Source organism: Flavobacterium sp. PL002 (assembly GCF_054165825.1).
The window spans coordinates 567,854-579,527 of the sequence record NZ_CM135110.1 but is presented as its reverse complement, the minus strand read 5'-3'; the positions used below and the strand labels follow the sequence as shown (position 1 = coordinate 579,527).

The following is an 11,674-nucleotide window of genomic DNA, read 5'->3' as shown; positions in this document are numbered from 1 at the left end:
AATTTTTTATCTGAAGCTCACTATAAAGATTAAAAGTTTTAGACTTATAGCTTCTTTTATTTTTGGATAATTAGTTTATGAGATTCAACAGTACCATTTACATCGGTTTGTACAATGTAAATTCCCGTTTTTAATTCACTTAAATCCATAAGAACCTTTTCTTCTTGAAAGAATTTTTTTTGCCAAACAATGGCACCACTAAAATCAAACACTTTTACACTAGTATTTTCGCTTGTATCTAGTGATACGAATCCAGAACTTGGATTAGGGAACAATTTTCCAGAAGCGCTATCTGACACTGCTATTTTTGAGATATTTTTTTTAGAAATACCGTCTACCTTATCAAAAAACCATTTTTGATTACCACCACCACCATATGACCATTGCTGTATATTAGAGCCATCATTATTTCCGGCAGCATCCATTGATTTACCACTTCCTCTATTGATTAATTTATATGAGCCATCTCCGGTAGCTTCAATTTTCCATTGCTGATAGGCATGATTTGCATAATCCCATTGTTGTATATTGCCTCCGTCAGCATTTGAGTAGGAACCAACTTCTAAGCATTTTCCGCTGTTGCTGTTTATTAATTTCCAATAACCATTAGCAATACTCTCGGCTTTCCATTGTTGATTACCACTACCACCGTAAGTCCATTGCTGAATATTTGCACCGTTATTTACTGAAATATCAGTGACATCAACACTTTTACCGCTTTGTTTTCCAATAATTTTATAGGTAACTCCATTTGAAATACCGTTACCTGGTGGGTTTACAGCAGCTGAATCAGGCAAATAGAAATTTCCGCTTAAAAGAAATAAATACAGTGTTTTAAGTGTTTGATTGTAGTAAGAGTAAGGTTCGTTTAGAGTAATTAAATCAGAATAGGAGTTGTTTAAATGATCTTGATTATCACCTCCCATTGCTGCCGTTGCAAAAGCACCCACAAAAGTTGCATTGTGATATTGGCCTGATTTAGTCCCATTTTGATTATAACCATCAACAATATTTTTAGTCCCACCCAGATTTACCCTTACAAATTCAGATGCTTTTTTTGAATAATTTTTAGCGTCTGCATTACCATACCATACATAATCTACTGCTATTCTCCAAGGAGTGCGTGCTGCATCATAAGAGTATTTAGTACCTCCGTTGGCATAGTTATAAGCTTCACTTGAATGAGTTCCTGAGGCTGTACACCAATCAGAAACTAATCCTCCAGTTGCTCCGTTTACAGAGAGGTTGTTGTTGATTATTTGGTAACATTTGCTAGCAACATTATCCCAAAATGAGTCATTCATAAACAAAGCAAATTTCCTGAAATAAGCAGGAGCAAAGTAAGAAGGGTTGGTAATAGATGTGCCACCAAATTCACCGGGTTTAAGTACAAATGTAGTTTGCTCAACTTCGTGTGTTTTTATGGCATTAATTAAAGTTTTGGCGTCATTACTATAATTAATAACCCCCGAAGAATTCCATTGATAATCAGCTACAATGAGTGCCATGGCAGCATCAACTTCAGAATCTGTCGCGCCACCTGTTCCAGCCGCACCGCCAATACAACCGTTAATTTTCCAATTCATCAATCCTGCGGCATCTCTATTATCTTTATAATAATTCCAAAGACCATCAAAAATGGTTCTTTCGCCAGCATAAGCAGTTAGCAACATTCCGTATGCAATACCTTCAGAGACTGTTTTACTTGGGTCATCAAACTTTACTCTATAACGGCCGTTACCACATTGTTCTAAAAAGTTTGTTTTCCAAATAGTATAATTGGCAATTGCATCTTGACTATTTCGATTGCTAGGCATCAGCCCTTGATTGTAATTTTTATTTGCGGGGAATACTTGCGTTTGTGCAGTAATATTTAAACTCATTACTGTAAATAGAATTATTAAGAAATTCTTAGTTATAGTAGTTGTTTTTTTCATGATTGTAGGTTTTTTAGATTCTCATAAACTTTTTAAAAAGTGCGATTAGGAAAAGTTATTTCGGGATTTTAATAACTTTGAATTCCTTTTTTTGCGGTCAAGTTTGAGAATGCTTATTGTACCAATCACATTGTGAAGAAATCATATATATAGTGCTTGTGGTAGAAGCCTCTTCTATCATGATTTGATAGGATTTTTTTTGTTCCATGATTTTAAGTTTAAGGATTAAATTGAAATAATTATATCTGCAACAAGCAGGTATTTGTTAATGGTTTAACAATATTAATATTCAAAGTTTACTTAGCTTAAAATTGGACTACGGTTTGACTACGGTGTTGAAAAAAAACTATGCCAGGTGCTGTAAATACTGGAGGTTAATGTTTTTGTCTAAAAGTTTAAAATGAATTCTGTGATATTTACATCCGAGGAAAGTTGTAGTTTTTTACGAATTCTATATCGAGTGTCCTCAACCCCTCTTACTGAAATACCTAATAGAGGAGCTATTTCTTTGGTGTTAAAATTCATTCTTAAATAAGCGCATAAACGCATATCTCGTGGCGTTAACTCAGGGTAGCTATTCTTTAATCGTTGTATGAAATTGTCGTGCAATTGATTGAAAATTTCTTCAAATTCATTCCATTGTTGATCTCCTTGCAATTCATAATCTATGATACGGTTGATTTTTTTTAACAAACTAAAGTTTGTATCTAAATCATTATGCACATTAACTTTATTAATCAATTCTTTTATCGATAATAGTATTTTGTTTAAATGGATGAGATTGACAGTGTTTGAGGCAACTTTAGCATTTTTAATATTTATTGTAGCTTCTAAATTCTTACATTTATTAATTATTTTTTGATGTTCTAAAGCTAGTTTTTGTTGTTTTGCTTTTGCATGATGCAATAATGTTTGTTTTTCATGATTGATCATCAATTGTTCACGTTCTCTTTTAGCAATTGTTTTTTGATACTTTATTATACTGTAAATTAAAATATTAAAAAGTAAAAAATAAGAAAAATAAGCCCACTTAGTTCGATGCAAAGGTGGTAATATTTGAAATTTAAAAGTTGTTTCGTCACTAATTACATCATATATGTTTTTTGCTCTAACATGAAAAATGTATTCATTCTCAGGTAAATTAGTATATTCTTTTTCAGTTATTGAACTCCATTCAGACCATTTGGGTTCAAAACCTTCAAGCCAATATTCATATTTTGTAGCATCTGTATCATCATAACATAATAATGCAAATGAAAATTTTATTGCGTTGTTTGAGAATTCTAAAATTGGATAAATAGGTTTTTTATCAGATTTTGGTATTTTTATATCCGCATCGTAAGTACTAGAAAATAGTAAGCTTTCTGTAGGGAAAATACATTTGACTTCAGAGATTGCTGATTTGTATTTAGATTTGTAGTTTTTATTTTTAGATTTATTAAAATGAATCAAACCTCCTTGTGTTCCAAAAAACACATCACCGCTTTTAGTTGTTTGTATGTTTTCGAAACCTGGAATTTGGAAATATCTTAATTTTTTAAAAGGCATTTCTTCAACAGTAAAACTCTTGTTGTTGTTTTTAATGATATTTCCGGTATTTTCGTCAGCTGTGTACCAAATAGTATGATTTGAATCTGCCTGAAGTAAACGAACATGATTTTGGTTGCCTAATATTTTTTTAAAAAAAGGATCTAAAATCATTTTTTTTGAAAGATTATCATATTTATAAACACCTTTTGTGGTACCAAATACTATTTTGTTATTAATTTTAAAAGTACTTAAAAAGGTACTAGAAGGGAATCCATCTTTTTTTGTGTAAAAATTAACGCTAGCTATCTCGTCAAAAAGATTGTTTAATTTTATTTTATATATGCCCTTATAGCCATGCGCTATCCAGATATTTTCATTGTCATCTATTTCGATTACTCTACAGCTTTCGTTAAATCCTTTTATCTTTTTTTGATATACCCAAGAATCACCTATTCTATTTAATAAATGTAGCCCTGTGTATCCTCCAGCTATTATTATATTTGGGTGATCAGGTATTATTATTGCTTTCCAGAAGCCGTCAGTTTTAGAAACTAGTTTAGCAATATTATCTTTTATTTCAAATATTCCGTTGTTTTCAAACGCAAGAAGTGTATTATTGTATACTCCAATATTCCAAACATTTTCCGACATTCCGATTATGGGTTTAAAATGGGTATTTTTGTCTTCTTTGTTTTTATATGCTTCCCAGTCTAAGTAAAATAAACCATTATCAGTTGCTACATAAAGATGTTTGTTGAAAATTTGGCTACTATATATTTTAGCTTCAAAGCTTGTCGTATCTAATATTCTTGATAAGGGGCTTGAGATTTTGATGAGATCAATACCTTCTTTTAGGGTTGTCCATAAATTACCTTCAATGTCTAGTTTTAGATTAGTTACATATTCGTTTTGTAGTCCTTTTTGTTTGTTTATATGTTGTATGAGTTTTCCTGATGTGTCAATAATAACTACTCCTTTTTGACGAGTTCCAATGGCGTAATATTCATTAGGGAGTAAAATAGCAACTGATATTTGTCCTTTTTTTAATAAAAAATCAGCTTCGGTCTTAAAAGGTTCAAAGTGTTTGTCTTTATAAGTATAAATTCCGTTTTTCTGGGTTAGGATAGTTAGGCTGTTTTTATTTTTAAAAATTTTCCGAATTTTCATTCCAGCAAATTTCTCACCATCTTTCATTAATACAAGCATGTCATCTTTTAATAAAAACAATCCTTTTTTATTGTCAGAGACGTAGATGGTTTTTTTATCTTCAAAAAAATCATTAAAATTGGTGTCAGATTCTAATACTTTTATTTCATTGTTTTTGTAAATGAATATTTTTTCTCTTGAAAAATAAATTACTTCATTATCCCTAATAATTGTGTGTATTACTTCTCCGAAATTTTTTTTAGTTTCAGGTACTAATTTTAATAATGAAGTGTATTTATATTGGCCATTTACTTGTTGAATCGCATACCCAAATTCTCCTTGCGCTCCTATATATATCTTGTTGTTCTTGTCTATAGCAAGAGAACGAACCATGCTTTTATTATTGGTTTGTATTACTATGTTCCATCTTACTCCGTCAAACTGTAGCACTCCAAAATGATTAGCAAAAAGCATTTTCCCTTCATTGTCTTGAATGACGTCGCAATTTTCCGATGCTGCATTGTATGTTTTTGAAGTGTAATTTGTTATAAATGGAACGCCAATTTTTTTAATCTGTGAACTCATTGTTAATTTTGCAAAGAGTAATATAAGGATTGTAAATTTTGATAAAAATTTAATCATTTTGTCTAGAGCTGTGGGTTATCTAATTTCTTGGTTGTAATACTATTATTTATAATCATTCGGGGGATAAGGATTATATGTGAGCTATTATTTTAATAAAATAAACAGTATGTGTTTTAATAGATTTTGTAGCTTTAAATATAAAAAAATGTTTTAGGAGTGTTAATTTTTTAAATTTATGTAATTATAACTCTGTAGCGTATTCTTTTATTGTATTTGATATGATTATGATTTTTTGTTGAAAATTCAAAATAAGATAGTGTTAGACTGTATCGCTTTTAAAATTTAATTGGATCAAGTCTAAAAGTTGTGGGGAAATATTAAAAAAGGGATATTTGTGTTTTTAAAAATAAGATACAAATGCAAGATTCTTTTACCGAACTTCTCAAATTATTACTACCCGAAATTATTGTTGACTATTTTGAGTTAACCTCATACAAGAAAGCAGATGAAGTTTTGCATTTATACTTAAAAGAGATTAATTCCCCCCCTAAAGAATATCGTAATGAGAAACTAAGTTCCAAGGGATTCTTTGATGAAATAACAGTTCAAGATTTTCCCATTCGAGGACATCAGGTTTATCTTCATATCACACGCAGAAGATGGCTTAATGAAGACACTAGTAAAGTTGTATTTAGAGATTGGAATTTAGTAGCAGACGGAACTCGAGTAACACAAGAGTTTGCGTCTTTTTTAAAAGAGATCAATAGATTCCAAGGCTAATGACTGTAATGCCATAGCCTCTTTTTATGGAGTTAAAGGAAAAAATCTACAACATCAATACAAGGATTTTTTAAGTAATTTTAAAATTTGGGATCAAAAACCACATGCTAAACAATGGCTTCTATTTGCCCAAAATATTGGCAAACGTTTGTCTATAGACGAAACTTCACTATCCAATGGTGAACTCTATACTATTTTGACAAACAAAACTGCAAAAGGAAGAAAAGGAGCTATAGTAGCTATGATTGCTGGCACTAAAGCTGAAACAGTAATTTCAATCATTGAAAAAATCCCAATTAAGCGACGAAATTTAGTCACTGAAATCACTTTAGATATGGCAGGAAATATGGGTCTAATCGCCAAGAAATGCTTCCCAAATGCAACACGAGTTACTGATAGATTTCATGTACAAAAACTAGCTACAGAGGCTTTACAAGAAATAAGAATAAAATACCGTTGGCAAGCAATAGACCACGAAAACGAGGCTATAGAAAAAGCTAAGAAAAACAAGAAAAAATTCGAACCTACAATTTTATCAAATGGAGATACCATTAAGCAATTACTAGCCCGAAGTCGATACATCTTGTATAAAAACAAATCAAAATGGTCAGAAAAACAAACGGAAAGAGCCAAATTGCTATTCGAATTATACCCCGATATTGAAAAAGCGTACGGATTAGCTCAAGATTTACGAAATGTTTTTGAAAACACAACTGATAAAATATACGCACTAACCAGATTAGCTAAATGGCATGAAAAAGTAAATCAAGCAGAATTTAAATCCTTTAATACAATATCTAGAACGATACAGAATCATTATCAAACAATACTAAACTACTTTGATAACAGAAGTACAAAGGATCAAGTCTAAAAGTTGTGGGGAAATATTAAAAAAGGGATATTTGTGTTTTTAAAAATAAGATACAAATGCAAGATTCTTTTACCGAACTTCTCAAATTATTACTACCCGAAATTATTGTTGACTATTTTGAGTTAACCTCATACAAGAAAGCAGATGAAGTTTTGCATTTATACTTAAAAGAGATTAATTCCCCCCCTAAAGAATATCGTAATGAGAAACTAAGTTCCAAGGGATTCTTTGATGAAATAACAGTTCAAGATTTTCCCATTCGAGGACATCAGGTTTATCTTCATATCACACGCAGAAGATGGCTTAATGAAGACACTAGTAAAGTTGTATTTAGAGATTGGAATTTAGTAGCAGACGGAACTCGAGTAACACAAGAGTTTGCGTCTTTTTTAAAAGAGATCAATAGATTCCAAGGCTAATGACTGTAATGCCATAGCCTCTTTTTATGGAGTTAAAGGAAAAAATCTACAACATCAATACAAGGATTTTTTAAGTAATTTTAAAATTTGGGATCAAAAACCACATGCTAAACAATGGCTTCTATTTGCCCAAAATATTGGCAAACGTTTGTCTATAGACGAAACTTCACTATCCAATGGTGAACTCTATACTATTTTGACAAACAAAACTGCAAAAGGAAGAAAAGGAGCTATAGTAGCTATGATTGCTGGCACTAAAGCTGAAACAGTAATTTCAATCATTGAAAAAATCCCAATTAAGCGACGAAATTTAGTCACTGAAATCACTTTAGATATGGCAGGAAATATGGGTCTAATCGCCAAGAAATGCTTCCCAAATGCAACACGAGTTACTGATAGATTTCATGTACAAAAACTAGCTACAGAGGCTTTACAAGAAATAAGAATAAAATACCGTTGGCAAGCAATAGACCACGAAAACGAGGCTATAGAAAAAGCTAAGAAAAACAAGAAAAAATTCGAACCTACAATTTTATCAAATGGAGATACCATTAAGCAATTACTAGCCCGAAGTCGATACATCTTGTATAAAAACAAATCAAAATGGTCAGAAAAACAAACGGAAAGAGCCAAATTGCTATTCGAATTATACCCCGATATTGAAAAAGCGTACGGATTAGCTCAAGATTTACGAAATGTTTTTGAAAACACAACTGATAAAATATACGCACTAACCAGATTAGCTAAATGGCATGAAAAAGTAAATCAAGCAGAATTTAAATCCTTTAATACAATATCTAGAACGATACAGAATCATTATCAAACAATACTAAACTACTTTGATAACAGAAGTACAAATGCGTCTGCAGAATCTTTTAACGCAAAGATAAAAGCTTTTAGGTCTCAATTTAGAGGAGTAAGAAACATCGAGTTCTTCCTTTTTAGGCTAACAAATATATATGCCTAATTTTTACTTCCCCACAGGTTTTCGTTATGATCCAGTACAAATGCGTCTGCAGAATCTTTTAACGCAAAGATAAAAGCTTTTAGGTCTCAATTTAGAGGAGTAAGAAACATCGAGTTCTTCCTTTTTAGGCTAACAAATATATATGCCTAATTTTTACTTCCCCACAGGTTTTCGTTATGATCCATTTAATTCTTGTTTTATGTAGATCTTAAAAGTGGTATAAAATAAAAAAGGTCAAGTAATAAATTACTTGACCTTTTGTGACCCGACTGGGGCTCGAACCCAGGACCCCATCATTAAAAGTGATGTGCTCTACCAACTGAGCTATCGAGTCATTATGTATTTCTAAAAAAGGATAATTGGTTTGTCCTCTTTGTGTTTTATTCTTTTTTTATTTGTGACCACGGTGGGATTTGAACCCACACGCCCTTGCGAGCACCAGCCCCTCAAGCTGGCAAGTCTACCGTTTCTCCACGTGGCCGTGAAAATAAAATGGTCAAGTAATGAATTACTCGACCATGTTGTGACCCGACTGGGGCTCGAACCCAGGACCCCATCATTAAAAGTGATGTGCTCTACCAACTGAGCTATCGAGTCTTGCTTTCAAGTAAATTATGTGTTGATCACAATTTGTGACCCGACTGGGGCTCGAACCCAGGACCCCATCATTAAAAGTGATGTGCTCTACCAACTGAGCTATCGAGTCATAATTTCTTTGCTTGAATGCGGGTGCAAATATAAGGACTTTATTTGATGTTTTCCAAAGTTTTTTGCTTTAAATTTGTCTTTTTTTATCAATTAATTATAACGGTCTAACTTATAGGGATTTATTATATGAAGAAAATTGTGCTATTAGGCTATATGGGTTGCGGAAAGTCAACTATTGCCAAAAGTTTGTCTCAAAAAAAACAGATTCCATTTATAGATTTGGACGAATATATTGAAGAAAAGGCTAAATTATCAGTGAAAGCTATTTTTGAACAGCTAGGAGAAATCAAATTTAGAAAGATGGAACACGAAGCTTTTGTTGAGCTATTACAATTAAACCAATCGATAATTATTGGTTTAGGAGGAGGAACGCCATGCTATGCAAATAATCATGAGTTATTAAAAGGGGAAAATGTAGAGGCTATTTATTTAAAAGCATCCATTGCTACTTTATTTAGTAGACTGTCTCCTAATAAAAGCAAAAGACCCCTTATTGCTCATATGAATGACGAGCAAATGAAGGAGTTTATTGCAATGCATCTTTTTGAAAGAAGCTATTTTTATAATCAGGCTACTTATGTGGTTTCTGTAGACGAAAGAACTATTGAGCAAACGGTAGTAGACATCGAGGCGGTTTTAGCTTAAATAAGCATAACTTTCATTGTTTTCATCAAATACTACTTGTACATGTTCTAATAATGATGTAGAAAGAGAGATGCCTTTAAAGTCAGCCTTAACGGGATACTTCTTGTGATTACGATCTACAAGTACCGCTGTTTTGAATTTTTTTAAGGGTACGTCTAAAAAATGCCTTACAGTATAGATTAATGTTGTACCTGAATTTAATACGTCATCAATAAGGATTAAGCCTTTATTAGTGTAAAGTTCTTTATCTAAAGAAGTCGTGATAGCTTGCTCTGGATTTTGTTTATTGATGTATACTTCGCATAATAAAACCTCAAGAGGTGAAATTTTGTTTAATTCTACAGCGATTTTCTCAGCAAAAATATAGCCGTTAGAAGTAATTCCAGCAAGAACAACTTCTTTTTCGTTTACAAATGTTTCGTAAATTTGATAAGCAATTCTGGTAATTTTGTGCTCAATTTCTTGATTGGTTAAAATGATGTTTTTGCTCATTATTGTTTTGTTTAGTAATTTTAAATTTCAAGAGATTTTATACACTTCGAGTCTTATACCTCTTGAATTAATCCTCCTCGTCCGTTTTTATTTCGTTACCGAATTCGTCAATGTCTCTTCGGTCTTTTTTAGTAGGTCTTCCAGTACCGTTTTTCCTATAATGATCTTTCGATAATTTAAGTAATTCTAAGTGTTGGTATACTTCTGCTGGAGTATCGTTTCGTCTGTAGATATCGACTAATTTAGCTCCAACACGACTTTCCGGAATGTCTAATACGGTTATAATTTGGGTTATTTGGTCTTTTCGGAAGGTGATTTTATCCGTAGGAAAAACCTCTTTTGACGGTTTTGCAACCATACCATTTACAGTAACATGATTCTTTTTACAAGCCTCAGTTACCATGTTTCGGGTTTTGTAATATCGGACACACCATAAAAATTTATCGATTCTCATAAATATTCTAAAATCAGAGTTAAATAGTTTACAAAAATAAATCAATATTGTATCTTGCGCACTTAAAAATCAGCTATAATGAACAAATTTAAGTATTATTTTATTTTATCAATTACAACACTGTCTTTATTTTCATGCTCGAAAAGTGATGACTCAGTAGAACTTACTCCACCAAGAGAGTATGCTGATCAATACCCGACTGATATTAATGATATTGAGCAATATTTAAAAACATATTATGTTAGTGTTTCAGCTGATTTAGATGCAACAATAACTAAAATTCCAGATGGAGGAACTCAAAAATCAATTTGGGACCAAACGGAATATGAACTAAAGTTCAGAACAGTTAATTTACACGGTATAGATTATAAAGTATATTATTTAGTATTGAATGAAGGTGTAGGAGAGTCTCCAACAAATACAGACGCAGTTTTAACAGCTTATAAAGGAGAGTATTTACAACAAGTTACTGGCACAGACGCCACGACAACACTAACTTCAACTGCTTTCGAAGAGGTGAAATTTCCTCAATCTTTTTTTAATTTATATCAATTAACAATTTCTGGAGGAGTTAAGGCGTGGCCTGAAATTTTCCCACAATTTAAAACTGGAACATACAGCGCAAATGCGGATGGATCTGTGAGTTATCAGGATTTTGGGGCGGGTGTAATGTTTATTCCTTCAGGATTAGCTTATTACTCACAAGGGCAGGGGGTGATTCCTTCTTATGCGCCACTAGTATTTAGTTTTAAATTATATGAAATTCAACGATTAGATTCTGATGCGGATGGAATTCCTAATTATTTAGAAGATTTGAATAATGATGGATATATGTATGATTTTAGAAGTACAATTAATTACCCTGTAACGCCAGCGGTTAATGCTGATGATACTGATGGAGATGGTATTCCTAATTATTTAGATATAGATGATGATGGAGATGGTTTCGGTACAAAAATAGAGATTACTGGTGCAGACGGGGTGGTTATACCATTTTCAAGTATACCAAGTTGTGATGGGAATACAACAGATGCTGCGAGAATTAAAAAGTATTTTGATAAAAACTGTCATTAATAATACATTTTTTGTGAAGTACTAATCCTATTCATTTTGTTGTGAATAGGATTTTTTATGCTTCTA

General features: G+C 32.0%; 10 protein-coding genes, 4 tRNA genes and 1 pseudogene. 7 read left to right on the top strand and 8 right to left on the bottom strand.

The features are described from left to right. Positions 1-56: 56 nt before the first annotated feature. Together ACVEGE_RS02475 and ACVEGE_RS02470 are read right to left on the bottom strand one after the other, a co-directional pair. Positions 57-1,937, bottom strand: a complete 1,881-nt coding sequence (locus ACVEGE_RS02475) for a glycosyl hydrolase family 8 (RefSeq protein ID WP_192501994.1) — start codon at positions 1,935-1,937, stop codon at positions 57-59. 387 nt (positions 1,938-2,324) lie between these two features. Further along, positions 2,325-5,198: a helix-turn-helix and ligand-binding sensor domain-containing protein gene (locus tag ACVEGE_RS02470; protein ID WP_225738198.1), complete on the bottom strand. Its 2,874-nt coding sequence runs from the start codon at positions 5,196-5,198 to the stop codon at positions 2,325-2,327. A gap of 417 nt (positions 5,199-5,615) precedes the next feature. Here ACVEGE_RS02470 and ACVEGE_RS02465 point away from each other — a divergent pair, with 417 nt between their 5' ends. The 5 genes and pseudogenes from ACVEGE_RS02465 to ACVEGE_RS02445 all read left to right on the top strand — a co-directional run. Beyond that, positions 5,616-5,978, top strand: a complete 363-nt coding sequence (locus ACVEGE_RS02465; RefSeq protein ID WP_458008540.1) for an ISAon1 family transposase N-terminal region protein — start codon at positions 5,616-5,618, stop codon at positions 5,976-5,978. Then, positions 5,962-6,849: an ISAon1 family transposase gene (locus ACVEGE_RS02460; RefSeq protein ID WP_458008647.1), complete on the top strand. Its 888-nt coding sequence runs from the start codon at positions 5,962-5,964 to the stop codon at positions 6,847-6,849. Before ACVEGE_RS02465 ends, ACVEGE_RS02460 begins: the two co-directional genes overlap by 17 nt. Before the next feature lie 56 nt (positions 6,850-6,905). Next, positions 6,906-7,268 carry an ISAon1 family transposase N-terminal region protein gene (locus ACVEGE_RS02455; RefSeq protein WP_458008540.1) on the top strand — a complete coding sequence of 121 codons (363 nt, stop codon included), beginning with the start codon at positions 6,906-6,908 and terminating at the stop codon, positions 7,266-7,268. Then, positions 7,252-8,235, top strand: a complete 984-nt coding sequence (locus tag ACVEGE_RS02450; RefSeq protein ID WP_192501650.1) for an ISAon1 family transposase — start codon at positions 7,252-7,254, stop codon at positions 8,233-8,235. Before ACVEGE_RS02455 ends, ACVEGE_RS02450 begins: the two co-directional genes overlap by 17 nt. A gap of 48 nt (positions 8,236-8,283) precedes the next feature. Beyond that, positions 8,284-8,385 (top strand): annotated as a pseudogene (locus ACVEGE_RS02445) (ISAon1 family transposase); the annotation flags it as partial. Between the two features lie 111 nt (positions 8,386-8,496). Here the strand turns inward: ACVEGE_RS02445 and ACVEGE_RS02440 are convergent. The 4 genes from ACVEGE_RS02440 to ACVEGE_RS02425 form a co-directional block, all read right to left on the bottom strand. Continuing rightward, positions 8,497-8,569, bottom strand: a tRNA-Lys gene (locus ACVEGE_RS02440). A gap of 64 nt (positions 8,570-8,633) precedes the next feature. Further along, positions 8,634-8,716: transfer RNA gene (locus ACVEGE_RS02435), tRNA-Leu, on the bottom strand. A 43-nt stretch (positions 8,717-8,759) separates the two neighbouring features. Next, positions 8,760-8,832: transfer RNA gene (locus tag ACVEGE_RS02430), tRNA-Lys, on the bottom strand. A 36-nt stretch (positions 8,833-8,868) separates the two neighbouring features. Beyond that, positions 8,869-8,941 (bottom strand) — tRNA-Lys (locus ACVEGE_RS02425). Between the two features lie 128 nt (positions 8,942-9,069). Between ACVEGE_RS02425 and ACVEGE_RS02420 the strand changes: the two genes are divergently transcribed. Beyond that, entirely contained in the window at positions 9,070-9,588 is a 519-nt protein-coding gene (locus ACVEGE_RS02420; protein ID WP_173857639.1) for a shikimate kinase, read from the top strand. On the opposite strand, the gene ACVEGE_RS02415 is transcribed toward ACVEGE_RS02420, so the two are convergent. Together ACVEGE_RS02415 and ACVEGE_RS02410 are read right to left on the bottom strand one after the other, a co-directional pair. Next, complete coding sequence (locus ACVEGE_RS02415) at positions 9,580-10,080, bottom strand: phosphoribosyltransferase domain-containing protein (RefSeq protein WP_173857638.1); 501 nt, start codon at positions 10,078-10,080, stop codon at positions 9,580-9,582. The two genes, ACVEGE_RS02420 and ACVEGE_RS02415, sit on opposite strands and share 9 nt — an antisense overlap. Positions 10,081-10,147: 67 nt before the next feature. Continuing rightward, positions 10,148-10,534, bottom strand: coding sequence for an RNA-binding S4 domain-containing protein (locus ACVEGE_RS02410; RefSeq protein WP_173852937.1), 387 nt, complete (start codon positions 10,532-10,534; stop codon positions 10,148-10,150). A 78-nt stretch (positions 10,535-10,612) separates the two neighbouring features. Here ACVEGE_RS02410 and ACVEGE_RS02405 point away from each other — a divergent pair, with 78 nt between their 5' ends. Then, positions 10,613-11,608: an FKBP-type peptidyl-prolyl cis-trans isomerase gene (locus ACVEGE_RS02405; protein WP_192501651.1), complete on the top strand. Its 996-nt coding sequence runs from the start codon at positions 10,613-10,615 to the stop codon at positions 11,606-11,608. Positions 11,609-11,674 lie beyond the last annotated feature (66 nt).